The organism is Kitasatospora sp. NPDC043949, from assembly GCF_056435365.1.
The window spans coordinates 127,047-150,319 of sequence record NZ_JBWKEQ010000015.1; the positions used below are offsets into that span (position 1 = coordinate 127,047).

Here is a 23,273-nt window from a genome sequence, read left to right on the forward strand (position 1 = left end):
CAGACCGTAAGGAACCCCATGAACGAGCAGCACCCGACCAGCGGCAAGACCGAGGTCCGCACCGACGGCGCCCCCGCCCCCGCCTGGATGTTCTCCCAGGGCGTCCGCAAGGGCCCGATCCTCCAGGTCTCCGGCCAGGGCCCGCAGGACCCGGCGACCGGCGAGTACCTGTACCACGGCGACGTGAAGGCGCAGACCCGGCGCACGCTGGAGAACGTCAAGGCGATCGTCGAGGCCGGCGGGGCCACCATCGAGGACGTGGTGATGTTCCGGGTCTACCTCACCAAGCGGGCGGACTTCCCGCTGATGAACGAGGTGTACGCCGAGTTCATCGACGAGAACATCAAGCCCGGCGGCGTGAAGCCCTGCCGCACCACGATCTTCGTCGAGCTGCCGCAGGAGCCGATGCTGGTCGAGATCGACGCCCAGGCCGTCGTCGCCTGAGACACCGTCGAGCGGCCCGACCACCGCAAGGGCCCGGACGCGCACCAGGCGTCCGGGCCCTCCGCCGTCCCCCTCGCTCACCGCCCCGCGGGCACGCCCTGCTCGGCCGGGGCCCCCGAGCGCGCCACGACCCGCCCCTCGCCCGCCGCGCCGCGCCGGTCGAGCGCCGCCGCGAACACCGTCACACCGAGGGCGACCGCGGTGAGCAGCCCGCCCACCCAGTTCGGCGCGTCGTAGCCGAGGCCGCCGGAGATGACCAGCCCGCCGAGCCAGGCGGCCAGCGCGTTGCCCAGGTTGAACGCGGCGATGTTGGCGGCCGAGGCCAGCGTCGGCGCGCCCGCCGCCTGGTCCATGACCCGCTTCTGCAGCGGCGCGACGGTCGCGAAGCCGAACAGCCCGATCAGCGGGATGAGGACGATCGCGGCCGGCTTGCTGTGCGCGGCGAAGGTGAAGGCGAACAGCAGCACCGCGAGCACCGCGAGGATCACGGTGAGGCTGCGCATCAGCGCGCGGTCGGCGAACCAGCCGCCCAGCAGGTTGCCGACGAACAGGCCGACGCCGAACAGGAAGAGCAGCCAGGTGACGCTGCTCGGGGCGAAGCCGGCCAGTTCGGTCATCATCGGCGTGATGTAGGTGAACATCGCGAAGATGCCGCCCCAGCCGAGCACGGTCATGGCGAGCGCGAGCCAGAGCCGCAGGGTCCGGAAGACGGCCAGTTCGGGGCCGAGCCGGGCGGCGCCCGCCCGCGGCTGGACGGGCACCAGCGCCGCGATCCCGGCGAGGCCGAGCAGGCCGAGCCCGGCGACGACGTAGAACGTGGAGCGCCAGCCGAAGTGCTGGCCGAGCAGGGTGCCCATCGGGACGCCCAGCACGTTGGCGGCGGTGAGGCCGGTGAACATCAGGGCGATGGCGCCGGCCCGCTTGTGCGGGGCGACCAGGTCGGCGGCGACGACCGAGCCGATGCCGAAGAACGCGCCGTGCGCGAAGGCGCTGACGATCCGCCCGATCATCAGCAGCCCGAAGGCGGGGGCGACGGCCGCGATCAGGTTGCCCACCACGAACAGGCCCATCAGCGTCAGCAGCATGCCCTTGCGGGGGGCCCGGGTGCCGAGGATGGTGAGCAGCGGGCCGCCGACCACGACGCCGAGCGCGTAGCCGGAGATCAGCAGACCGGCGGTGGGGATGGAGACCGAGAAGTCGCCGGCGACCTCGGGCAGCAGGCCCATGATCACGAACTCGGTGGTGCCGATACCGAAGGCGCTGATCGCCAGCGCCAGGAGCGCGAGGGGCATGAGGGACCGCTTTCCAGAGAGAACCGTTGCGCATGCAACTACCAGCGTCGACAATACGAGACACCCGCGGGTACTTGCAAGCGCCACCTATCCCCGACGACAGCAATCCCGGCCACGCCACTTGCCACACCCTCGAGCGGAGATTAGGTTAGGCTCACCTAACTAACTGGAGGTCCGTCATGAGCCTGCCCGCCGGCGACGCCGAGGTGCCCGAACCCACCACCGCCGAGCGCGTCCAGAGCCTGCTCAGCGCGACCTCCTCGCTCACCGTCCGCGCCTTCGGCGAACACCACGACCTCGACTCCCCGGTCTCCGTCCACGGCTCCCGGCTGCGCCTGCGCGCCCCACTGGGCGACCCGCTCGCCACCGCCGCCGCCCGCGCCACCGACGGACTCGCCGTCGTCCTGGACGTCACCGACATCTCCCCCGTCGCCGTCCGCGACCGGATCCGCGCCCGCCTCACCCTGGCCGGCCGACTGCACCTGGCCCACCTCGCCGACGACGGCCTCAGCGTCCACCTGCGCGTGGACGTCGCCCACGCCGTCCTCGCCACCCCGTACGGCACCGGCGCGCTCACCGCCGGCGACCTCGCCCTCGCCACGCCCGACCCGCTGGCCCGCTACGAGGCCGCCATGCTCACCCACCTCGCCGACGACCACGCCGACGCCCTCGCCGTCCTCACCCGGCTGCTCGACCCGGACCTGCTGGCCCAGCACCCGGAGGTCCGCCCGCTCGCCCTGGACCGCCACGGCCTGGTCCTGCGCCTGGACCACCCGCACGGCCACCGCGACGTCCGCCTGGTCTTCCCCGAACCGGCCGCCGACACCGAGGACTTCGGGCAGCGGATGCACGAGCTGCTGACCGCCGCCCAGCACGGGCTGCCCGCCCACCGGCTCTGAACCGGCCCACCAGAGCGTCGGCCTGACGCATCGTCAATTCGCCTTGGGGGCACCCACCAAGGCCCGGAAACGACAGCGGCCGGCCCGGCTCGCGAGAGAAGTCTCGCGAGCCGGGCCGGCCTGGGCGTGTCCCGCGCCCATGTCCACTGCTGCGGCGATCACCCGGTCGAGCGGTCACCCGACATGACCATCCCGGGCGGTCGATTCGCCCCGTAGCAGCGGTGGTTCCTCATCCGGCACATCCGGCACATCCGGTACATCCGGTACGGGTCAGAGCGCGACGCCGTGGGCCCGCAGGTAGGCGACCGGGTTGATGTCCGAGCCGTACTCCGAGCCGTTGCGGATCTCGAAGTGCAGGTGCGGGCCGGTCACGTTGCCGGTCGCGCCGGAGAGGCCGATCTGCTGTCCGGCCTTGACGGCCTGACCGATCTTCACACCGATCGAGGAGAGGTGCGCGTACTCGGCGTAGTGGCCGTCGGCGAGCTTGATCTCGACCTCGTTGCCGTAGGCGCCGCCGTTGCCGGCCTTCACCACGACACCGTTGCCGACGGCGCGCAGCGGGGTGCCGGTGGAGGCGACAAAGTCCTGGCCGGTGTGGTGGCCGGAGGCCCACATCGAGCCTGCCACGCCGTACGCGGTGCCCAGCTTCGGGCCGGCCAGCGGGGCGACGAAGGCCGAAGCGGCGGCGACCGGCACGGCGGTGACCACGGCGGACGGCGCGGCGGTCTGCAGCTGGGCCTGGAGCTGGGCGGACGGCTTGGCCGCCTCGGTCCGGACCTCCGGCTGGGCCTGCGGCTTGGCGGTGGTGGCCGGCGCGGCGTCCTGGGCGGACGGCTGGGCGGGCTTCGCCGGGGCAGCGGGCTTGGCCGGGGCGGCCTGGCCGGCGATCACGAGCCGCTGACCGGGGAAGATCAGGTCCGGGTTGCCGCCGACGACCTCACGGTTGTGGTCGTACAGCGCCTGCCAGCCGCCGTCGACGTGCTGGGCGTCGGCGATCCGGGACAGGGTGTCGCCGCTGACGACGCGGTAGCTCTCCTGCGACGAGGCCTGGGCCTGGTCGGCGGGAGCGGCGGCCGGGGCGGCGGTGACCGCGGCGGCCGGCGCGGGGTGGGCCTGGGCGCTCATCGCGGTGACGAGCGGCAGGGCGAAGGAGACACCGGTGACGGCGGTGGCGATCCCGATGCGGGCGGCGCGGGGCAGGGCGATACGACGAGCCTGTGCAGGCATGGAATTTTCCTCTCCGACGCCTGCGAGGTGAGCTGTCGGGTTCGGGCTGGAGTTGCCCGGCCGCACATGCGGCTTCACCCCTAGCCGGCCCTGGATCCGGGTACGCGAAAGCGTGCCGTTTCCGGTCCGGCGACTTACCTGTGGGTCCCCCGCTCCTGCCGTACAGAGTTCGGTGCGAGCCACCGGGCAGCGGCAGGATTCGGCGTTCCACCCGGTGGATCCGTCCGGACTGGCCGGGCGGTCGCTGAACTAAAACCCATCCGTTCGGGTGAAGCAATGTCGATCACTTGAACCGGCAACAACCCCCCGAGCTGCGGTGACCCTCCGAATGATCGGCTGCACCGTACGTGCACAATCCATTCACCCGGCGCCACTGATCCACGACGCTGCGCCGATTCCGCCACCGCTGCGCACCCGCCCGCTCACGCACCGCGCACCCACCGACACACCCCCCGGTGACCCTTGTCACGTACGCCCCACGGGCGCAGGATCGGCCCGTGGCCACCTCCGAAGCAGGAACACTGCGCCTGGGCACCTCGCGGGGACGCTGGGTCCTCCTCGCGACGGTGCTCGGCTCCAGCATGGCGATGCTCGACGGCACCGTGGTGAACGTCGCGCTGCCCCGCATCGGCACCGATCTCGGCGCCTCCCTCGCGTCCCTGCAGTGGACGCTCAACGCCTACCTGCTCACCCTGGCCGGACTGATCCTGCTCGGCGGCGCGCTCGGCGACCGGTACGGCCGGCGCCGGGTCTTCCTGATCGGCGTGCTCTGGTTCGCCGCCGCCTCCGCGGCCTGCGCCGCCGCCCCCACCATCCACGTGCTGATCGCCGCCCGCGCCGTCCAGGGCATCGGCGGGGCGCTGCTCACCCCCGGTTCGCTCGCCATGCTGCAAGCCGTCTTCCACCCGGACGACCGCTCGGCGGCGGTCGGCCTGTGGTCGGGCCTCGGCGGGGTGTCGGCCGCGGTCGGCCCCTTCCTCGGCGGCTGGCTGGTGGACGGCCCCGGCTGGCGGTGGATCTTCCTGCTGAACCTTCCGCTCGCGGCCGCCGTGGTCGCGGTCACCTCCCGGTTCGTCCCCGAGAGCCGGAACGAGAGCGCCGTCGGCCGCTTCGACGTCCCCGGCGCGCTGCTCGCCGCGCTCGCCCTCGGCGCGATCACCTACGCGCTGACCGCCGCCGGGGAGGGCCTGTCCCCCGCGGTCTGGCTCACCGGCGCGATCGGCCTGCTGCTCGGCGCGGCCTTCATCGCGGTCGAGCGCCGCGCCGCCGAGCCGATGCTGCCGCTCGGCCTCTTCTCCTCCCGGCTGTTCACCGCCGTCAACCTGGTCACCCTCTGCGTCTACGCGGCGTTCAGCGGGGTGTTCTTCCTGCTGGTGGTGCAGTTGCAGATCGTCTCCGGCTTCTCCCCGCTGGTCTCCGGCCTCGCCCTGGTCCCGATCACCGTGCTGATGCTGACCCTGTCGGCGCGCGCCGGGCGGCTGGGCAAGCGGATCGGCCCCCGGATCCCGCTCACCGTCGGTCCGCTGCTGTGCGCCGCCGGGGTGCTGCTGATGCTGCGCACCGGCCCCGGCTCCTCCTACTGGGCGGACGTGCTGCCCGCCGTCACGGTGCTGGGCTGCGGGATGACCCTGTTGGTCGCGCCGCTGACGGCGACGGTGCTGGCCGCCGTCGAGGTCCGGCACGCGGGCATCGCCAGCGGCGTCAACAACGCCGCCGCCCGCGCGGCCGGGCTGCTCGCGGTCGCCGCGCTGCCCTCGCTCGCCGGGCTGAGCGGCGACGCCTACCGGGTGCCGTCCGCGGTGGACTCGGCCTTCCGCACCGCGATGCTGATCTGCGCCGGGCTGCTGGTCACCGGCGGTCTGACGGCCTTCGCCACCGTCCGCGGCAACGTGCTCGCGCCGGTGGACCGCCCGGTGGCCGAGCCGGACTGCGAGTGGGCCTGCGGCACCACCCCGCCGCTCGACCCGGGCCACGTCCACACGGACGAGGGCCCCGCCACCGGATCGGCAGCAGGGCCCTCAGCCAGCTGACGAATCGTCAGAGGATGTCACCGGGCGCGTACTTGGCGGCCTCCGGGTAGGCGGCGGCGACGGCCTCCACCTGGCGGACCACCTCGGCGACCTGGGCACCGGCCGCACCGGTGAAGGAGAGCCGGTCGGCCAGCAGCGCGTCCAGCCCGGCCCGGTCCAGCGGGATCCGCTCGTCGGCGGCCAGCCGGTCCAGCAGCTCGTTCTCGCGGGCGCCCGCACGCATCGCCAGCGCGGAGGCGACGGCGTGCTCCTTGATGACCTCGTGCCCGGCCTCCCGGCCGACGCCCGCGCGCACCGCGCCCATCAGCACCTTGGTGGTGGCGAGGAACGGCAGGTAGCGGTCCAGCTCGGCCTCGATCACGGCGGGGAAGGCGCCGAACTCGTCGAGGACGGTCAGGAAGGTCTCCAGCAGGCCGTCGAAGGCGAAGAAGGCGTCCGGCAGCGCGACCCGGCGCACCACCGAGCAGGAGACGTCACCCTCGTTCCACTGGTCGCCGGCCAGCTCGCCGGTCATCGAGGCGTAGCCGCGCAGGATGACGGCCAGGCCGTTGACGCGCTCGCAGGAGCGGGTGTTCATCTTGTGCGGCATCGCCGAGGAGCCGACCTGGCCCTCCTTGAAGCCCTCCGTGACCAGCTCGTGGCCGGCCATCAGACGGATGGTCTTGGCCAGACTGGACGGCGCGGCGGCCAGCTGGACGAGGGCGGTGAGCACCTCGAAGTCCAGCGAGCGCGGGTAAACCTGGCCGACGCTGATCAGCACGTTCTCGAAGCCGAGGTGCCCGGCGACCCGGCGCTCCAGCTCGGCGAGCTTGTCGGTGTCGCCACCGAGCAGGTCCAGCATGTCCTGGGCGGTGCCGACCGGGCCCTTGATCCCGCGCAGCGGGTAGCGGGCGATCAGCTCCTCCAGGCGACGGAAGGCGACCAGCAGCTCGTCGGTGATCGACGCGAAGCGCTTGCCCAGGGTGGTGGCCTGCGCGGCCACGTTGTGCGAGCGGCCGGCCATGACCAGCTCGGAGTGCTGGGCGGCCAGGCGGGCCAGCCGGACCAGCACGGCCACCGTGCGGTCGCGCACGTGCTCCAGCGACTGGCGGATCTGCAGCTGCTCGACGTTCTCGGTCAGATCCCGGGAGGTCATGCCCTTGTGGATCTGCTCGTGGCCGGCGAGCTCGCTGAACTCCTCGATCCGGGCCTTCACGTCGTGGCGGGTGACCCGCTCACGGGCGGCGATCGAGCCGAGGTCGACCTGGTCGATCACCCGCTCGTAGTCGGCGACGGCGTTCGCCGGTACCTCGACACCGAGGTCCTGCTGGGCCTTCAGGACGGCGAGCCACAGGTGGCGCTCAAGGACCACCTTGTGCTCGGGGGACCACAGCTGGGCCAGGGTCGCCGAGGCGTACCGGGAGGCCAGGACATTGGGGATCTGGGGCTTCGCGCTCACGCTTCGCAAGCCTAACAGCCGAGGTCAGCCGGAACGTCGGCGCATCGGGCGGCTCCGGCCCGGGCCGGAGCGGACGGCTCCGACCGGGCCCGCCCGACGGTTCCCGCCGGGCGCGGGGCGGCCCGCTGCCGGGCGGCCTACTGGGCGGCGCCGGACCGGCCGGCCAGTACTGGCAGGACCTGCGCGCAGATCGAGTGCAGCGCGATCCGCTGCTCGTCGGTCATCGCCTCGAACGCCTGGTGGGTGCGGGCCATCTCGCCGCGGATGCGGTTCAGGATCTCCCGGCCCTCGTCCGTGATCACGACGATCTTCACCCGGCGGTCGCCGGCGGCGGCCTCCCGGTGGGCCAGGCGCAGCGACTCCAGCCGGTCCACGATCCCGGTGACGTTGGACGCGTCGCAGCCCAGCCGTCCGGCCAGCGCCCGCATCGGCACCGGCTCCTGCACCGCGCCGAGCGCCTTGGCCTGCGAGGAGGAGAGCCCGTGCCGGGCCGCGGCCGCCGCGAAGTCCTGGAAATACGCGGCGCCGACGGCGGCCAACGCTTCCATCAACTCGGCGTTGGTCGGTACGGTCGTCGTCGCTGTCGAACCCATGGGGTCAGCGTACGGCCAAGTGCTTCAGCAACTCAAGCTTTGACCACGGCAACCGTCGACGGCTTGACCGGAACTGCGGCACCGGCCGGTCGACAGAGCCTAGAGCACCAGCTGATCGAACAGGTGCCGCAGCTCCGGCTCCGGGTCCGCGGTCAGCCCGGTGTGCACCGGCCCCGGCTGGACGATCGCGCTGCGCGGAGCGGTCAGCCAGCGGAACCGCTGCCCCGGGCTGTCCCCCGCCGCCGGACCGGCCTGCGGGCCCCCGGCGCACACCGCCTCGATTCCGTGCAGCGCCCGCCGCACCCCGTTCACGTCCGCCACCGGGTCGAGCGCCAGCAGCCGGGCCTGGTCCAGGTGCGTGCGCGCGGCCAGGTACCCGTTCTGGCGGCAGTACAGCAGCACCCCGACGTTGACGCACTCGCCGCGTTCCACCCGCGGCACCGCGCGGATCACGGCGTACTCGTAGTCGTGCAGCTCGACGGCGGCCGGCAGCGCGGGCGTCCTCGGCTCGGTCATGCGGGCACCTCCGGCAGCCAGTCGCGCGGACCGGCCAGTCGGCCGGTCAGCTGGGCGCGGTACGCGGCGCGCACCGCCTCGGGCGAGTCGAAGCCGGGCTCGTCCAGCAGCCAGACCTCCGGGATCCTCGCCACCGCGCCCTCGATCGCGGCCTCCGCGAGCGGTGCGAGCGCCTTATCGGCGGCCGTCAGGTCCGGCCGGGCCCGCAGCAGCGCGTGGTCGGAGGCGTCGTACGGGCGGCGCACCCAGGCGGCGGCGCCCGCCCAGTGGTGGTGGAAGATCAGGCTCGCGCCGTGGTCGATCAGCCGCAGCCCGCCGGTCGCCACCAGCAGGTTGGGGTTGCGCCAGGAGCGGTCGACGTTGCCGATCAGCGCGTCGAACCAGAGCACCTGGCCGGCCAGCTCCGGATCCACCTCGAAGCAGAGCGGGTCGAAGTTGAGCGCGCCGCTGACGAAGGCCATCCCGAGGTTGGTCCCGCCACTGGCCCGCATCTGGTCCTGGACCTGCTGGTCCGGCTCGCTGCGGGCCAGCACCGGATCCAGGTCGACCGTCACCAGCTCCGGCACCGGCAGCCCGAGCCGCCGGCCCAACTCCCCGGCCAGCACCTCCGCCACCAACGCCTTCCGGCCCTGCGCCGCGCCGACCCATTTCAGCGCGTACAGCCGCCGGTCGTCGGCCTCGACCAGGCCCGGCATCGAGCCGCCTTCTCGCAGTGGCGTCACATAACGGACCGCCGTCACCTCGGGGAGCACGCCCGACAGCCTATCGGTGCCGACCCGTCACCTCCTCCCCTCCGTACGCCCCGTCCCACCCCTCCACCATCCGCCCCACCCCGGTGGCAGCCCCCGCTGCTCCGTGCGAGTGTGGCGGACAGCAATGGGGACCTTCGCGGTTACGACCTGCACGGCAAAGGGATGAGCGATGGAACGACCTCGGATCCTGATCGTGGGCGGCGGCTTCGCCGGCCTGGAGTGCGCCCGTCGACTCGAACGCAAGCTCGCGCCGTCGGAGGCCGAGATCTCGCTGGTCACACCGTTCAGCTACCAGCTCTACCTGCCCCTGCTGCCGCACGTCGCGGCCGGCGTGCTGACCCCGCAGTCGGTCGCGGTCTCCCTGCGCCGCACGCTGCGCCGCACCCACATCGTTCCGGGCGGCGCGATCGGCGTGGACCCGGCCTCCAAGGTGTGCGTGGTCCGCAAGATCACCGACGAGGTGGTGGCGCAGAAGTACGACTACCTGGTCCTCGCCCCCGGCAGCGTCACCCGCACCTTCGACATCCCCGGCCTGACCGACTACGCCCGCGGGATGAAGACGCTCGCCGAGGCGGCCTACGTCCGCGACCACGTGATCGCCCAACTCGACCTCGCCTCGGCCACCCTGGACCAGCGGGAGCGCGAGTCCCGGCTCCAGTTCGTGGTCGTCGGCGGCGGCTACGCGGGCACCGAGACGGCCGCCTGCCTGCAACGCCTGACCACCGCCGCGTCCCACCGCTACCCGCGCCTGGACGCCCGGCAGATCAAGTGGCACCTGATCGACATCGCCCCGAAGCTGATGCCGGAGCTGGGCGACGCGCTGGGCCTGGCCGCTCTGGAGGTGCTGCGCGGCCGCGGGATCGAGGTGTCGCTGGGCGTCTCGGTGGCCGAAGTCGGCGCCGAGTCGGTCAAGTTCACCGACGGCCGAGTACTGCCCTGCCGCACGCTGATCTGGACCGCCGGGGTGGCCGCGAGCCCGCTGATCGGCACGCTGGACGCGGAGACGGTCCGCGGCCGGCTCGCGGTGACGGCGGAGATGCGGGTGCCGCAGTTCGAGAGCGTGTTCGCGCTGGGCGACGCGGCCGCCGTGCCGGACCTCGCCAAGGGCGACGGCGCGGTCTGCCCGCCGACCGCCCAGCACTCCGCCCGGCAGGGCCGCGTGGTGGCCGGCAACGTGATCGCCGCGCTCCGCAACCAGCCTCTGGAGCCCTACTACCACAAGGACTTGGGCCTGGTGGTCGACCTGGGTGGCAAGGACGCGGTGTCCAAGCCGCTCGGCGTGGAACTGCACGGAGTGCCGGCCCAGCTGGTGGCCCGCGGCTACCACCTGATGGCGATGCGCACCAACGCGGCCAAGTTCCGGGTGGGCGCCAACTGGCTGCTCAACGCGACCGCCGGGGACGACTTCGTCCGGACCGGCTTCCTCGCCCGCCAGCCCGCCCGGATGCGCGATTTCGAGTACACCGACTCCTACTTGACGAAGGATCAGGTCCGGGCGCACGCCCAGGCCCTGCTCGCCAAGGGCTGAGCCGCCCGGCGCCCGCCTCCGGAACCGATCCGGAAACGGGCACCGGGCATCGCGTCACAACAGCCCAGCACAACGTCCCGGTGTCACGACGTCACCGCGCCGCCAGGTACATCCCGCCCGCGTCCTGCCCCGCCGTGTTGCGGCACGCGTAGTCGCCGCTGCTCTGCCCCCACAGCAGGGTCAGGCAGCGCCCGAGCGCCTGCTGCCCGTAGTAGTTGGGGTGCATCGACTCCTGCAGCACGCCCTGCGTGGAGTTGAGGCCGCCGTCCAGGAAGCGCGCCCATTCGCTGGTGGTCGCGGACGGTCCGGCGGTGGCGGTCGGCTGCCGGGTGGCCGTCGAGCAGACCTCGCGGCCCTGCAGCATGTCGGAGAGGTCGAGGAACTGGGCGCCCTTGGACGCCGCGACCCCGGCCAGCGACTTGGAGATCTGCGGCACCATCGAGTCGCGCGCCCAGTCGGCGTCACCGTCCCAGAACGGGCAGCCGCCGGTGTTCGAGCGGGTCCAGCCGCTCTCCGGGTAGCGCATCTCAGCACTGCGCGGGATCGGCGAGGGGTAGGACTGCAGGACGAGGCGGTAGTCCCCCTGCGCGTAGCCGGCCCCGGCCATCACCGCGCGGATCTCGTCGATCGCCTTGCCGACGCCGGCCATCGCCGTGGGCATCTTCGAGTCGATCGAGGACTGCGCGGAGTCGTGGCAGTAGGAGTACCAGATGAGGTAGTCCTGGACGCAGTTGGAGATGATGCCGCTGAAGCCGAGGTCGTTGCCGCCGATCGACAGCGTGATCAGCTTGACGCTGTTCTGCCGTGCCACGGTGGCGAGTTGGTCGGCCTGCGGGGCCTCGCCCTTGAGCGTCTGGCCGCCGTTGGCGGCGCGGAAGATGTTCGCGGTGACGGCGCCGGAGCAGGCCAGGTTGATCTCGTTCTGCGCGCCGGTGGAGGCGCTGAGCACCTCGGCGACGTCGGAGCGGTCGCAGCCGCTCGCGGCCGTGGGGCCGTAGATCCGGGAGGCGTCGGCGGAACTGCCGTTCCAGGCGCGGTCGGTACCGGCCCGGCTGCCGCTGGTGCCGGCGGCGTTGCCCATCCAGCGGCCGGCCTCGCCGGAGATGTAGCTGTCGCCGAGCGTGACGCTGGCGGTGGGGCCGCCCGGTGCGGCGAGGGGTACGGAGGGGGCCGCGGCGGCCGACGCGGCGGTGGCGAGGCCGCCGGCCATCAGACCGCCGGCGGCCAGCGGGAGGGCGAGGGCCGCGGTGAGCAGCCGTCGGCGGAGTCGAGGGGCGCTGCGGGTGATGCTCGAACTGTTTTCGGGCACGGCGGAACTCCTGCGGCTCGGTCTCCCCGTGCGGTGGGGACGGGGAGACGCCTAGGTGAGGGTGGGCCGCCGGCCGGTGGCGCGATGAACATGACATGCCCGCACTGGTTACCGCTAGGTATCTGCACCAGGTTTCCCGCTTTGTTACCGCCGGGTTCAGACCAGCGGAGCACCGGGTTCAGACCGGCGGAGCGCACGGGTCGAACCGGACCGGCGCGGCCCGGTTCACACCAGCCGCGAACCGGCCCCGCCCGCCCCCAGCACGGCCGCCAGGTCCTCGGCCAGCCGCTGCGCGTCCGCCGGTTCCAACTGGGCCACGGTGAGCCGCAGCCCGGGCGGGGACTGGACGCGGTAGCGCGCGCCGGGCGCCGCGACCCAGCCGCGCTGCACCAGCGCCACCAGCACGGAGGTCTCGTCCGACACCGGCACCCAGACGTTCAGCCCGCTCTCGCCGTGCGCCTCGATGCCGCGCGCGGCGAGCTCGCCGAGCAGCGCGTCCCGGCGGGCCCGGTAGACGCCGGCCACCCGGGCGACCGGCACCGCGTCGGTGCGCCACAGTTCGGCGACGGCCCGCTGGAGCAGGTGGCTGACCCAGCCGGCGCCCAGGCGCAGCCGCCCGGTGACCCGCCCGATGGTGTCCTGGTCACCGACGGCCACCGAGAGCCGCAGGTCCGGGCCGTACGCCTTGGCCGCCGAGCGCACCACGGCCCAGTGCCGCGCGCCGGCGCCCACCAGCGAGTGGTACGGCTGGTCGACCATGCCGTGCCCGTGGTCGTCCTCGATCAGCAGCACGCCGGGGTGCTCGGCCAGGACGGCCCGCAGTTCCTCGGCCCGGCGGGCGGTGAGCGCGGCGCCGGTCGGGTTCTGCGCCCGGCTGGTGACCACCACCGCACGGGCGCCCTCGGCCAGCGCGGCGGCGAGCGAGTCGGGCAGGGGGCCCTCGTCGTCCAGCCGGACGGGCGCGGGCCGCAGGCCGAGCGCGGGCAGCAGGTCGAGCAGGCTGCCCCAGCCCGGGTCCTCGACGGCGACGGCGTCGCCGGGGCGCAGCCGGATGGCGAGGATGCGCTCGATGGTGTCGAGCGAGCCGGAGGCGACGGCGATCGGGCCGCCGGGCAGGCCGTCGGCCTCGAAGGAGGCGCGGGCGAGCGCGAGCAGCCCGGGGTCGACGGCCGGGTGCCCGTACAGGACGGGCTCGGCGCGGGCGGCCCCGGCGGCGGCCGCGAGGACCGGGGCGAGGTCGGGCAGCAGCGCCGGGTCGGGGTTGCCGCCGGACAGGTCGCGGGCGTGCGGGGGGACGGGGACGCGGATCTGGTCGCGCGGGGTGAGCGCGGGCCTGGGGAGGATCCGGCTGCCCTTGCGGCCGGCGGTCTCGATCACCCCGCGGTCGCGGAGCAGCCGGTAGGCGGCGGCGACGGTGTTGGGGTTGACGCCGAGTTCGGCGGCGAGGTCGCGCAGCGGGGGCAGCGCGGTTCCGGGGGCGAGGCGCCCGGTGCTCACGCCCTGTTCGATGTGGGACGCGATTTCGCTGGCGCGTCGCCCTTTCAGCGGATAGTCTCCTAGCACAAAGTAAATTATGCACTAGTACATAGAGGTTGTCATGTCGGCCCCTTCCGAAGGCTCCGCCAGCTACTCCCGTACCCCCCGCACCACCCCCACCCGCTACAAGGACCGCGCCACCTGGGAGCAGGAGGCGATCCACGACATCCTCGACCACGCGTACATCTGCCACCTCGGCTTCGTCGCCGACGGCGCCCCCGTCGTCCTGCCGACCATCTACGCCCGCGTCGGCGGCCGGCTGTACGTCCACGGCTCGACCGGCAGCCGTCCGCTGCGCAACGCCTCCACCGACCAGGGCCTGCCGGTCTGCCTCACCGTCACCCTGGTCGACGCGCTGGTGCTGACCAAGTCCGCGTTCAACCACTCGGTCAACTTCCGCTCGGTCATCGCGCACGGCACCGCCCACCAGGTCACCGACCCCGAGGAGCTGGACGTCGCGCTGGCCGCGCTGGTCGACCACGCGATCCCCGGCCGCTCCGCCGACGTCCGCCCGGCCAACGCCAAGGAACTCGCCGCCACCGCCGTCCTCCGGCTCGACCTGGACGAGGTCTCGGCCAAGACCCGCGCGGACGGCGCCGACGACGACCCGGAGGACCTCGACCTGCCCCACTGGTCCGGCCTGATCCCGGTCACCACCGTGCACGGCACCCCCGAGCCGGCCGCCTCCACCACCGTCCCGCTGCCCGCGCACCTGCGCGGCTACCCCCGCTGACGGAGGGCCCGCCGATGCTGATCAGATCCTGGGACCGCGGCGACGAACAGGAGTGGCGCGCCTGGCTGGCCGAGGGCCGCGACTTCGGCCTGCTCGCCGCCAACGGCGGACCGGGCGAGGGCCCGGTGCTAGTCCCGACGCACTTCCTGCTGGACGCCGGGCGCGGCGAGATCCTGCTCCACCTCGCCGCGCCCAACCCGCTGCTGGCCGCCGTCCGGGCCGACCCGCAGGTCACCCTCGCGGTCACCGACGGCTACGCCTTCGCGCCCGGCCACTGGCGCGGCGAGCCGGGCACGCCCACCAGCTACTACGCCTCCGTCCACTTCCACTGCACCGCCGAGCTCGTCGAGTCCGCGGCGGGCAAGGCGGAGATCCTCAACCGCCAGCTGGCGCACTTCCAGCCGGAGACGCCGGACACCCGGGTGGTGCCCGGTGAGGGCGAGTTCTCCCGGCTGCTCCCCGGCCTGCGCGGGCTCCGCCTGACGGTCCGCGAGGTGCGGGCCAAGTTCAAGTACGACGACAAGAAGCCGGCCGACGCCCAGCACGCGATCGCCGACCGGCTGGCCGAGCGCGAGGCCGACCGCGCGAACGCCCCGCACCCCCGGCGCGACCAGGACGCCGCCGCCCGCACCCAACTGCTGCGCCGGCACCAGCGGCGCGTCGGCTGACCGGGACGCACCGAGTGACCGGGGGGCACGTCAACTGGCCCGGCAGGCGCGCCGGCTGACCGTGGGGCGCGTCCGACCGTTCACGCTCCCGGCGCGAACGGCCCATCACACCGCGGGTGACTGACCCCGGATCACCCGATCGGCCTCCAATTCGAGCAGGGCGGCCCCGTCGCTGCTCGAATGTGAGACGAGTCCTGCCCACTCGGCCGTCAGAGCGGGCCCGTCCACCTCGGGGAGCGCGCTTGTCCACACTCAACAGCCATCGGGCGGGCGAGGCCCACCTCGGGCACGTCATCTTCATCTCCGCCGCCGCCGCGATGGGCGGGTTCCTGTTCGGCTACGACAGCGCGGTGATCAACGGTGCGGTGACGGGCATCCAGAAGCACTTCGCCGTGGGCAACGGCGAAACGGCCTTCGTGGTGGCCATCGCGCTGCTCGGCTCGGCGGCCGGCGCGGTGGCCGCCGGCCGGCTCGCCGACCACCTCGGCCGGGTCCGCACCATGCTGCTGGCCGCCACCCTGTTCGCGATCAGCGGCATCGGCTCGATGTTCCCGCCGAGCATCCAGGTGCTCGCCACCTGGCGCGTGGTCGGCGGCATCGCGATCGGCATCGCCTCGGTGATCGCGCCCACCTACATCGCCGAGGTCGCGCCGACCGCCTACCGGGGCCGGCTCGCGTCCTTCCAGCAGATGGCGATCGTGCTCGGCATCACCGTCTCCCAGCTCGCCAACTGGGCGATCAACCAGGCCGCCGGCGGCGAGTCCACCGGCCACCTGGGCGGCATCCAGGCCTGGCAGTGGATGCTCGGCGTGGAGACCATCCCGGCCCTGGTGTACGGGCTGATGGCGCTCGCCATCCCGGAGTCGCCGCGCTACCTGATCGCCGACCACCGGGAGGATCAGGCCCGCAAGGTGCTGCGCGAGGTGGAGGGCGAGGACGTCGACCTGGACGCCCGGGTCGCGGAGATCCGCACGGTGCTGGAGTCCTCGCACAAGCCCCGGCTCAAGGACCTGCTCGGCGGGCGGTTCGGCCTGCTGCCGATCGTCTGGGTCGGCATCGGGGCCTCGGTGTTCCAGCAGTTCGTCGGCATCAACGTGATCTTCTACTACTCCTCGTTCCTCTGGCAGTCGGTCGGCATCAACGAGTCCAACTCGCTGCTGATCAGCCTCTCCACCTCGATCATCAACGTGATCGGCACGGTGATCGCGATGGCGCTGGTGGACCGGATCGGCCGCAAGCCGCTCGCCCTGGCCGGCTCGATCGGCATGGCGCTCGCGCTGGGCACCGCCGCCTGGGCGTTCTCGTACCGGCACGGCACGGGTGACACCGCCACGCTCGACAACACCCACGCCACCGTCGCCCTGGTCGCGGCGCACGTCTTCGTGCTCTGCTTCGCCTTCTCCTGGGGCGTGGTGGTCTGGGTCCTGCTCGGCGAGATGTTCCCCAACCGGATCCGCGCGCTCGCGCTGTCCGTCGCCGCCTCGGCCCAGTGGATCGCCAACTGGGCGATCACCGTCAGCTTCCCCGACCTCGCCGACTGGAACCTGTCGGCGACGTACGTCATCTACGCGGCCTTCGCGCTGCTCTCCATCCCGTTCGTGGCCTTCTGCATCAAGGAGACCAAGGGCCGCGCCCTGGAGGAGATGGGCTGAGCCCGCCCCCGTCGAGTCCCCGCCGCATCCGGCCCGACCCACCGCGAGGAACCCATGCCTGACCAGGGCGGCTCCCGGCAGAACGTCGCCTTCCCGAGCAACGGCCGCACCGCGCACGGGTACCTGGCCCGCCCGCCCCAGGGCGTCGGGCCGGGCCTGGTGGTGGTGCAGGAGTGGTGGGGCCTCACCACGCACGTCGCGACGATGGCCGACCGGTTCGCCGCCGAGGGCTTCACCGTGCTGGCCCCCGACCTGTTCGGCGGCGCCACCACCCACGACCGCACCGAGGCGGCCCGGCTCACCCGCGAGCTCCCGGTCGAGCGGGCCGTCGAGGACCTCTCCGGGGCCGTCGACCACCTGCTCGCCCTGGAGGGCGTGGTCGGCGACGCGGTCGGCGTGGTCGGCTTCTGCATGGGCGGCGGCTTCGCCCTGCTGCTGGCCGCCCGGGAGGGCGACCGGGTCGCCGCGGTGGTGCCCTTCTACGGCCTCCCGCCCGACCCGGACTTCGACTACCGGGGCCTGACCGCCCACGTCCTGGGGCACTACGGCGAACTGGACGGCTCGATCCCGATGGCCGCCGTCGACGAGGCCGCGATCCGGATCGGCGAGGCCACCGACGTCCGCCCCGAGATCCACTTCTACCCGGCCGGCCACGCCTTCATGAACGACGAGAACCCGCTCGGCACCTACGACCCGCTCCAGGCCGCGACCGCCTGGCGCCGCACCCTCACCTTCCTCTGGGGCCACCTGGGCTGAGCCCGTCCCAGCCGTGAAAACCCGTTGGACAGCCGTACGAGCCGCGGCCATAGTCTCCAGGTGCCGACCCGACCTCCGCGCCCCCGCCGCCTCGCCTGGGCGAGCCGCAACTTCCGCATCCAGACCGCCGCCACCGTGGTCAGCGGCCTCGGCAACGCCGGTGCCCCCATCGCCACGGCCTTCGCCGTGCTCGGCCACGGCGGCACCACGTCCGAGGTCGGCTACGTCACCGCCGCCCGGCTGCTGCCCACCGTCCTGCTCCTGGTGGTCGGCGGTGCCCTCGCCGACCGGATGCCCCGGCACCACCTCATGGTCGCCGCCAACCTGTTCAGCGGCCTGTCCCAGGTCGTCCTGGCGGCACTGGTGCTGGCCGGGGACATCCGGCTCTGGCAGCTGATGCTGCTCTCCGCCGCCGGCGGCGCCGGGTACGCGCTCTACTCCCCCGCCTCCGGCGGCATGATGCTGCAGGCCGTCGCCCCGGAGCACGCCGCCCGGGCCTTCTCGGTGTTCCGGATGGGCCAGAACGCCTCCCAGATCGGCGGCGCCGCGCTCGGCGGCGCGCTCACCGCCGCCGTCGGCCCCGGCTGGGTGCTCGCCCTGGACGGCGCCTGCTTCCTGGTCGCCGCCTCGCTCCGGTTCTTCCTGGAGGCCGAGCAGGCGCCCGCCCCGCAGGGCCACAGCATGCTGCGCGATCTGCGGGAGGGCTGGCGGGAGTTCGCCTCCCGCCGCTGGCTCTGGGTGGTCGTGGCGCAGTTCTCCGTCCTGGTCGCCTGCATCGGCGCGGTCGAGTCGGTGTACGGGCCGACGGTCGCCAAGGAGCGCCTCGGCGGGGCGTCCGACTGGGGCCTGGCGATGGCCGCCTACGGCGTCGGGCTGGTGGTGACCGGCGTGCTGATGGCCCGCTGGCGGCCCCGCCGGATCCTGTTGGTCGGCAACTGGGGGGTGTTCCTGTTCGGCGTGCCCGCCCTGGCGCTGGCGGCGGAGGCGCCGCTGCCGCTGCTCGCCCTCGCGATGTTCCTGTCCGGGGTCGGCGTCACCGTCTTCGGCGTCAACTGGATGGTCGCGCTCCAGCAGGAGATCCCCGAGGAGATGTTCTCCCGGGTCGCCGCGTACGACGAGCTCGGCTCCTTCTCGCTGTCCCCGATCGGCATCGCGCTGGCCGGCCCGGCGGCCACGGTGCTCGGCCTCTCGGGCGCGCTGTGGGCCTGCGCCGTCGTCTGCCTGGTGCTCAGCGCGGTCGTGCTGCTGGAGCCTCAGGTCCGCCGGCTGGCCCGCAGGAGCACCGTCGACGCACCGGTGGCCGCCGCCGAGCCGGTGGCCGCGCCGTGAGCGCCCCGTGCGCCCCGCGTGCGCCCGGCCGTACGCAACCACTGGTACGCCAGGTTCGTCCGACCAGGTAAGTCACACCACCGTCTCTGGGGGCCACTGGTGCCGAAGCCGCTGCTGTTCCTGGACGTCGACGGGGTGCTCAACCCGGTCTGCCCGCACCCGGACGCCGGGTTCGACACCCACACCCTGCTCGGCTACTCGGTGCTCCTCTCCGCCCGGCACGGCGCCTGGCTGCGCGAGCTGGCCGGCACCTACGAACTCGTGTGGGCCACCACCTGGGAGGAGCACGCCAATGCGCACATCGCCCCGGCGATCGGCCTGCCCGCCCTCCCGCTGGTCCGCTTCACCGGCGACGTCCCGCAGCCCGGTGACCCGCGCGTCCCGCTGATGGAGCTGCTCTCGGCCCGCAAGTGGGCCCCGCTGCTGCGCTACGCCGCAGGCCGCCCGTTCGCCTGGGTGGACGACGTCATCCCGCCGCGGCTGGTCCGCAACTCCCTCTGGCGCCGCGACCGCCTGCTGCTGCCGATCGACCCGGGCCCGGGCCTGGAGCGCCGGCACGTCGACCGCCTGCTCGCCCGGCCGCCGCGCACCCCGGCCGGCCGCCTCCCGCTCAGGGGGTCGGCAGCCAGCTGACGTGCCCGGCGAGCAGCGCGTACCCGACGAAGGCCACCGTGTCGATCAACGCGTGCGCCGCGACCAGCGGCATCACCCGCCCCCAGCGCCGGTAGAGCAGGCAGAACACCGCCCCCATCACCATGTTGCCGACCAGCCCGCCGACCCCCTGGTACAGGTGGTACGAGCCGCGCAGCACCGAACTCGCCACCACCGCCGCCGGCCACGACCAGCCCAGCTGCCCGAGCCGGCGCAGCAGGTAGCCGAGGACGACGACCTCCTCCAGGGCGGCGTTCTGCCACGCGGAGAGCACCAGCACCGGGATCCGCCACCACACGTCCGGCAGCCCGGACGGCGCCACCGTCAGGTTGTAGCCCGCCGCCTGCGAGGCCAGGTACAGCACCAGCCCGGAGCCGCCGATCGCGGCCGCCACGGCGGCGCCCCGGCCGAGGTCGCGCAGCTTCTGCCCGAGGTCGAAGCCGAGCACCCGCAGCGCGGCGCCCTCGCGCACCAGCAGGTACCCGACCAGCACCACCGGCATCAGCCCGCGCCCGATGTAGTACAGCTGCCACACCAGGTCCAGCCAGGGCCGGCCGGGCGCCCGCGAGCCGTTCAACGTGGCGACCTGCTGGCCGAGTTGGATCGGTTCGGTGAGCGAGGCCGCGAAGCTGATCAGCGCGCTGACGCCACTGGCCCCGAGGGAGAGTCCGAGGACGATCAGCAGTTCCACGCCGAGCAGCCGGCGCGTGGGCTTCGCGGTCTCCGGTGCGGTCGGGAGGGTGGTCACGGGGGCTCCAGCGTGGCGGGCGTCGCTCCGGCCGTCGGCCGACCGCCGGAGCGATCATCCTGACACAGCGGTCCGGCTACCCGACCGGCCAGGTGTGCACCGGCTCGCCGGTGCGCATGTGCTCGATGTAGCGCCTGGTCATCGCGGCGAGCGCGGCCGGGCGGTCCATCCCGTACTGCTCGCGCAGCCGGTGGAAGGTCGCGCTCTGCCAGGCCGCGCCGTTGGTGCGGCGCAGGCAGCGCTGCTCGATGATCCCCAGGTAGCGGTCCCGGTCGGCGGGCTCCACGCCCCACTCGTCCAGGCCCTGGTGGGCCATCGGCAACAGTTCGTTGAGCACCAGGTCGACGGCGGACACCGTGGTCAGCCCGCCGCCGCGGCCCGCCCGGCCCGCCCTCGGCCACTGGAACACCGCGTCGATGCCGTAGCGGGCGCCCTGCCGGAAGTTCTCGTCGGCCCGCTCGAACGGCAGCCGGGTCCAGACCGGCCGGGGCTGCTCGGCGAGCACCCGGACCAGCCCGTAGTAGAAGGCGGCGTTCGCGAGCGTGTCGGCCACCGTCGGCCCGGCCGGCAGCGCCCGGTTCTCCACCCGCAGGTGCGCGGTCCCGCCCGCGATGTCGTACACCGGCCGGTTCCAGCGGTAGATCGTGCCGTTGTGGAGCCGCATCTCGGCGAGCCGGGGCGCGCCGCCGGAGGCGAGCACCTTCAGCGGGTCCTCGTCGTCGCAGATCGGCAGCAGGGCGGGGAAGTACCGCAGGTTCTCCTCGAACAGGTCGTACGCCGAGTCCACCCAGCGCTCGCCGAACCAGGTGATCGGCCGGACGCCCTGCGCCTTGAGTTCCGCCGTACGGGTGTCACAGGCCTGCTGGAACAGCACCGGACGGGTCTCCCGCCACAGCTCCCGCCCGAACAGGAACGGCGAGTTGGCGCCGAGCGCGAGCTGCGCCCCGCAGATCGCCTGGGCCGCGTTCCACACCGAGGAGAAGCGTTCCGGGGTCACCTGAAGGTGCAGTTGCAGGGAGGTCGCGGCGGCCTCGGCCACCATGGTGATGGTCTCCAGCTGGAGGTGTTCGACGCCCTCGATGTCCAGCGCGATGTCCTCGCCGCGGGCGGCCAGGATCTGGTCGCTGAGCAGGCTGTAGCGCGGGTTGTGGGAGATCGCGTCCAGGCCGGTGTGACCGTGCTCCAGGGTCGGCAGGATCCCCACCATGACGATCCGGGCACCGGCCTCGGCGGCCCGCCGGTCGGCGTAGCGCAGCCCGGTTTCGAGCTCCTCGCGCAGATCCTCGAAGACGTGCCCGCACAGCCGGTGCGGCACGATGTTCACCTCGACGTTGAACTGGCCCAGTTCGGTCTGGAAGTCGCTGGAGCCGATCGCGCTCAGCACCTGCGCGTTGCGCAGTGCCGGCAGGCCGTCCTCGTCGGCCAGGTTGAGCTCGATCTCCAGGCCCATGACCGCCCGCGGCCGGTCGAACCGGTCCTCGCGCAGCATCCGCCCCAGCGCGTCGAGGCAGGCCTGGAGCTTGCGCCGGTACAGCTGCCGGTCCGCCAGATCAGCCCGAGTCGCCACGACCTTCTCGCCCACGGTCCCCTCCTCCTGAGACACCGGCCGACCCGACCGTGCAAGCATCATGCCCACCTCGAAGATCGATACCCGAATGCTCGTACTGGCTTGCAATGCAAGGAAACTGACGGATATTCAGCAGATCTGCCGACTTGCCCGGCGCCACCGCCTGTGATAAACAGGTCACCCTGCGCACCTGTTCGATAGAATTCGCACTGCGCTCCGGCCGGCCCGCTCCGCCTCGAAACCCTCGTCGACGGCGGCGACCGCGCCGGCACCGCGATCATGCACAACCGGACACGGCCAGGTCCCGTCACCGATGACACGCCGCGCCACGCCGGTATGCCGCACTCGCACGCCGATCTCGCACGGAGAGGCGGACCCCGCCATGACTCTGCAGACCCCCCAGCCCCCGCCGAGCGCCCTGCGCGCCGTCCTGGCCGCACTCGACTCGGAGACCGCGCTGCGCCAACCCGCCGCCGCAGCACTGCGCCATCCGGTCGGCCCGCTGCTCCCCGCGCACCCGCTCGCCGTCCACGTCCTGGACGGGCCGCGCCCGGAGCTGCGCGCCGCCCGCCGGACGGGCTGGCGATTCCTGATCAAGGACGGCGCCGAGGTCGCCGCCGCCGCGGAGGTCGTCCAGGCCGTCGAGGGCCACACCTTCTCGCACTTCACCGCCGGCCCCTACCTCGACTCGACGGTCCGGGCGCTGCGCCAGGCCTGGCAGCTCGCCCAGGGCTCCCGGTCCCGCCAGCAGCCCCGGCTGCTGACCTTCCCCGGGCAGTACGCGACGGCACTGTGGCTGCACGGCCCCGACGCCGACCCGGCCGCCGACCAGCTGATCCCGCTGGCCCCGGCCCCGCTCGGCGTCACCGCGCACCGCGCCTACCCGGCCGGCGAGCTGCTGCCGCTGCTCGCCCGGGCACCGCTCGCCAAGCCACTGCTGCTCGGCTCCTCCTGAGCCGACCCCACGCCGCCGGGCCGCCGGGCCACCACCCGGCGGCCCGGCAGCGTGCGCGTCGCCCTCGCCCGCCCGAACCACCCGGACGGGCCATCCGCCCTGACCTCCTCGGGCCATGCCGCAGCTGACCCATCGGTGCGCCGTTTCCCGCCGGACCCGCCTGAACGGGTGATCTCTACCCGGGAGTTGTGGCGCATGTCACGAAATCCCTGCGCGCGCGACCGTAGATGCCGACACTGGGAACCAGCGTGGAAGGACCACCTGTCCTACCCACTTGAGCGCCGGTCCACACCTGGTCGGCGCGCGGACAGGATCCGGCTACCGCGGCGGCTCCCGACGGCTCCGCCGGCGGCCGCACCACGGGGGAGGATCGCAGAGCGAAGCGAGGGTACGTATGTGCCAGCACCGTCCTGAGTGCCCGTCGGCCGAGTCCGAGGACCGCGAGGCGGCCGTCACGGTGGCCTGCCACCCGGAGCAGGGCTGGAGCCTGCTCTGCAACGGCGTCGTGCTGTTCGAGGACACCGGAGAGCTGCTGCCCGACGGCCGGGTGATCGCGCCGCGCCGCCCCGTCGCCCGCGCGGCCTGACCGCACCGGCGGGGCAGCCGCCGAACGACGACAACGGGCAGGGGCCCGACGGTACGTGCCGTCG

22 protein-coding genes and 1 riboswitch are annotated in these 23,273 nt (G+C 73.4%); of the genes, 12 read left to right on the plus strand and 10 right to left on the minus strand.

Annotation, left to right across the window (positions count from 1 at the left end; genetic code table 11):
• The first annotated feature begins 18 nt into the window (after positions 1 to 18).
• On the plus strand, positions 19 to 444 hold the full coding sequence (locus tag AC07AL_RS15260; protein WP_363585285.1) for a RidA family protein: 426 nt from the start codon (positions 19 to 21) through the stop codon (positions 442 to 444).
• Positions 445 to 521: 77 nt separating this feature from the next.
• Here AC07AL_RS15260 and AC07AL_RS15265 read toward each other — a convergent pair whose 3' ends face one another.
• The gene (locus tag AC07AL_RS15265; RefSeq protein WP_363585286.1) at positions 522 to 1,736 is read right to left on the minus strand and encodes an MFS transporter; all 1,215 of its coding nucleotides are present in this window, start codon (positions 1,734 to 1,736) and stop codon (positions 522 to 524) included.
• Positions 1,737 to 1,915: 179 nt separating this feature from the next.
• Between AC07AL_RS15265 and AC07AL_RS15270 the strand changes: the two genes are divergently transcribed.
• Positions 1,916 to 2,635: a DUF2470 domain-containing protein gene (locus tag AC07AL_RS15270; protein WP_363631911.1), complete on the plus strand. Its 720-nt coding sequence runs from the start codon at positions 1,916 to 1,918 to the stop codon at positions 2,633 to 2,635.
• A gap of 270 nt (positions 2,636 to 2,905) precedes the next feature.
• Here the strand turns inward: AC07AL_RS15270 and AC07AL_RS15275 are convergent, their stop codons facing one another.
• Complete coding sequence (locus tag AC07AL_RS15275; RefSeq protein ID WP_363631913.1) at positions 2,906 to 3,862, minus strand: M23 family metallopeptidase; 957 nt, start codon at positions 3,860 to 3,862, stop codon at positions 2,906 to 2,908.
• 2 nt (positions 3,863 to 3,864) lie between these two features.
• A riboswitch (cyclic di-AMP (ydaO/yuaA leader) is annotated at positions 3,865 to 4,047 on the minus strand.
• Between the two features lie 312 nt (positions 4,048 to 4,359).
• Between AC07AL_RS15275 and AC07AL_RS15280 the strand changes: the two genes are divergently transcribed.
• Complete coding sequence (locus AC07AL_RS15280; protein ID WP_363585289.1) at positions 4,360 to 5,892, plus strand: MFS transporter; 1,533 nt, start codon at positions 4,360 to 4,362, stop codon at positions 5,890 to 5,892.
• Positions 5,893 to 5,899: 7 nt separating this feature from the next.
• On the opposite strand, the gene purB is transcribed toward AC07AL_RS15280, so the two are convergent.
• The 4 genes from purB to AC07AL_RS15300 form a co-directional block, all read right to left on the minus strand.
• Positions 5,900 to 7,330 (minus strand): adenylosuccinate lyase, encoded by a 1,431-nt coding sequence (gene purB / locus AC07AL_RS15285; RefSeq protein ID WP_363631915.1) that lies wholly within the window; start codon positions 7,328 to 7,330, stop codon positions 5,900 to 5,902.
• Between the two features lie 137 nt (positions 7,331 to 7,467).
• Positions 7,468 to 7,923, minus strand: coding sequence for a MarR family winged helix-turn-helix transcriptional regulator (locus AC07AL_RS15290; RefSeq protein WP_363585291.1), 456 nt, complete (start codon positions 7,921 to 7,923; stop codon positions 7,468 to 7,470).
• A gap of 99 nt (positions 7,924 to 8,022) precedes the next feature.
• Positions 8,023 to 8,439 carry a DUF3037 domain-containing protein gene (locus tag AC07AL_RS15295; RefSeq protein WP_363377905.1) on the minus strand — a complete coding sequence of 139 codons (417 nt, stop codon included), beginning with the start codon at positions 8,437 to 8,439 and terminating at the stop codon, positions 8,023 to 8,025.
• Positions 8,436 to 9,191 (minus strand): HipA family kinase, encoded by a 756-nt coding sequence (locus AC07AL_RS15300; protein ID WP_079136059.1) that lies wholly within the window; start codon positions 9,189 to 9,191, stop codon positions 8,436 to 8,438. Before AC07AL_RS15300 ends, AC07AL_RS15295 begins: the two co-directional genes overlap by 4 nt.
• 169 nt (positions 9,192 to 9,360) lie before the next feature.
• Between AC07AL_RS15300 and AC07AL_RS15305 the strand changes: the two genes are divergently transcribed.
• Positions 9,361 to 10,719 carry an NAD(P)/FAD-dependent oxidoreductase gene (locus tag AC07AL_RS15305; RefSeq protein ID WP_363585293.1) on the plus strand — a complete coding sequence of 453 codons (1,359 nt, stop codon included), beginning with the start codon at positions 9,361 to 9,363 and terminating at the stop codon, positions 10,717 to 10,719.
• Between the two features lie 91 nt (positions 10,720 to 10,810).
• Here the strand turns inward: AC07AL_RS15305 and AC07AL_RS15310 are convergent, their stop codons facing one another.
• Both AC07AL_RS15310 and AC07AL_RS15315 read right to left on the minus strand, forming a co-directional pair.
• Positions 10,811 to 12,028, minus strand: coding sequence for a GDSL-type esterase/lipase family protein (locus tag AC07AL_RS15310; RefSeq protein WP_363585294.1), 1,218 nt, complete (start codon positions 12,026 to 12,028; stop codon positions 10,811 to 10,813).
• 225 nt (positions 12,029 to 12,253) lie between these two features.
• A complete protein-coding gene (locus tag AC07AL_RS15315) occupies positions 12,254 to 13,591 on the minus strand; it encodes an aminotransferase class I/II-fold pyridoxal phosphate-dependent enzyme (protein WP_400811835.1) in 1,338 nt (445 codons plus the stop codon).
• 34 nt (positions 13,592 to 13,625) lie between these two features.
• Between AC07AL_RS15315 and AC07AL_RS15320 the strand changes: the two genes are divergently transcribed.
• From AC07AL_RS15320 to AC07AL_RS15345, 6 genes are all read left to right on the plus strand, one after another.
• Positions 13,626 to 14,297, plus strand: a complete 672-nt coding sequence (locus tag AC07AL_RS15320; protein WP_400985843.1) for a pyridoxamine 5'-phosphate oxidase family protein — start codon at positions 13,626 to 13,628, stop codon at positions 14,295 to 14,297.
• A 14-nt stretch (positions 14,298 to 14,311) separates the two neighbouring features.
• Entirely contained in the window at positions 14,312 to 14,965 is a 654-nt protein-coding gene (locus AC07AL_RS15325) for an FMN-binding negative transcriptional regulator (RefSeq protein ID WP_363585297.1), read from the plus strand.
• A 242-nt stretch (positions 14,966 to 15,207) separates the two neighbouring features.
• Positions 15,208 to 16,617, plus strand: a complete 1,410-nt coding sequence (locus AC07AL_RS15330; protein ID WP_363585298.1) for a sugar porter family MFS transporter — start codon at positions 15,208 to 15,210, stop codon at positions 16,615 to 16,617.
• A 54-nt stretch (positions 16,618 to 16,671) separates the two neighbouring features.
• Positions 16,672 to 17,373, plus strand: coding sequence for a dienelactone hydrolase family protein (locus AC07AL_RS15335; RefSeq protein ID WP_363631920.1), 702 nt, complete (start codon positions 16,672 to 16,674; stop codon positions 17,371 to 17,373).
• A gap of 60 nt (positions 17,374 to 17,433) precedes the next feature.
• Entirely contained in the window at positions 17,434 to 18,702 is a 1,269-nt protein-coding gene (locus AC07AL_RS15340; RefSeq protein WP_363585300.1) for an MFS transporter, read from the plus strand.
• 99 nt (positions 18,703 to 18,801) lie between these two features.
• On the plus strand, positions 18,802 to 19,335 hold the full coding sequence (locus AC07AL_RS15345; RefSeq protein ID WP_063350210.1) for an HAD domain-containing protein: 534 nt from the start codon (positions 18,802 to 18,804) through the stop codon (positions 19,333 to 19,335).
• On the opposite strand, the gene AC07AL_RS15350 is transcribed toward AC07AL_RS15345, so the two are convergent.
• Positions 19,313 to 20,101, minus strand: coding sequence for a CPBP family intramembrane glutamic endopeptidase (locus AC07AL_RS15350; RefSeq protein ID WP_363585301.1), 789 nt, complete (start codon positions 20,099 to 20,101; stop codon positions 19,313 to 19,315). The two genes, AC07AL_RS15345 and AC07AL_RS15350, sit on opposite strands and share 23 nt — an antisense overlap.
• Positions 20,102 to 20,177: 76 nt before the next feature.
• Positions 20,178 to 21,683 (minus strand): glutamate-cysteine ligase family protein, encoded by a 1,506-nt coding sequence (locus AC07AL_RS15355; protein WP_363585302.1) that lies wholly within the window; start codon positions 21,681 to 21,683, stop codon positions 20,178 to 20,180.
• Between the two features lie 367 nt (positions 21,684 to 22,050).
• Here AC07AL_RS15355 and AC07AL_RS15360 point away from each other — a divergent pair, with 367 nt between their 5' ends.
• Both AC07AL_RS15360 and AC07AL_RS15365 read left to right on the plus strand, forming a co-directional pair.
• Complete coding sequence (locus AC07AL_RS15360) at positions 22,051 to 22,623, plus strand: hypothetical protein (RefSeq protein WP_363585303.1); 573 nt, start codon at positions 22,051 to 22,053, stop codon at positions 22,621 to 22,623.
• A 394-nt stretch (positions 22,624 to 23,017) separates the two neighbouring features.
• Entirely contained in the window at positions 23,018 to 23,209 is a 192-nt protein-coding gene (locus AC07AL_RS15365) for a DUF5999 family protein (RefSeq protein WP_363585304.1), read from the plus strand.
• Positions 23,210 to 23,273 lie beyond the last annotated feature (64 nt).

Bases quoted from the DNA above. Each gene is read 5' to 3' on its own strand.
- AC07AL_RS15305 (WP_363585293.1), top strand. From the start codon at position 9,361: ATGGAACGACCTCGGATCCTGATCGTGGGCGGCGGCTTCGCCGGCCTG.
- AC07AL_RS15270 (WP_363631911.1), top strand. From the start codon at position 1,916: ATGAGCCTGCCCGCCGGCGACGCCGAGGTGCCCGAACCCACCACCGCC.
- AC07AL_RS15295 (WP_363377905.1), bottom strand. From the start codon at position 8,439: ATGACCGAGCCGAGGACGCCCGCGCTGCCGGCCGCCGTCGAGCTGCAC.
- AC07AL_RS15325 (WP_363585297.1), top strand. From the start codon at position 14,312: ATGCTGATCAGATCCTGGGACCGCGGCGACGAACAGGAGTGGCGCGCC.
- AC07AL_RS15265 (WP_363585286.1), bottom strand. From the start codon at position 1,736: ATGCCCCTCGCGCTCCTGGCGCTGGCGATCAGCGCCTTCGGTATCGGC.
- AC07AL_RS15360 (WP_363585303.1), top strand. From the start codon at position 22,051: ATGACTCTGCAGACCCCCCAGCCCCCGCCGAGCGCCCTGCGCGCCGTC.
- AC07AL_RS15290 (WP_363585291.1), bottom strand. From the start codon at position 7,923: ATGGGTTCGACAGCGACGACGACCGTACCGACCAACGCCGAGTTGATG.
- AC07AL_RS15335 (WP_363631920.1), top strand. From the start codon at position 16,672: ATGCCTGACCAGGGCGGCTCCCGGCAGAACGTCGCCTTCCCGAGCAAC.
- AC07AL_RS15320 (WP_400985843.1), top strand. From the start codon at position 13,626: ATGTCGGCCCCTTCCGAAGGCTCCGCCAGCTACTCCCGTACCCCCCGC.
- AC07AL_RS15275 (WP_363631913.1), bottom strand. From the start codon at position 3,862: ATGCCTGCACAGGCTCGTCGTATCGCCCTGCCCCGCGCCGCCCGCATC.
- AC07AL_RS15260 (WP_363585285.1), top strand. From the start codon at position 19: ATGAACGAGCAGCACCCGACCAGCGGCAAGACCGAGGTCCGCACCGAC.
- AC07AL_RS15365 (WP_363585304.1), top strand. From the start codon at position 23,018: ATGTGCCAGCACCGTCCTGAGTGCCCGTCGGCCGAGTCCGAGGACCGC.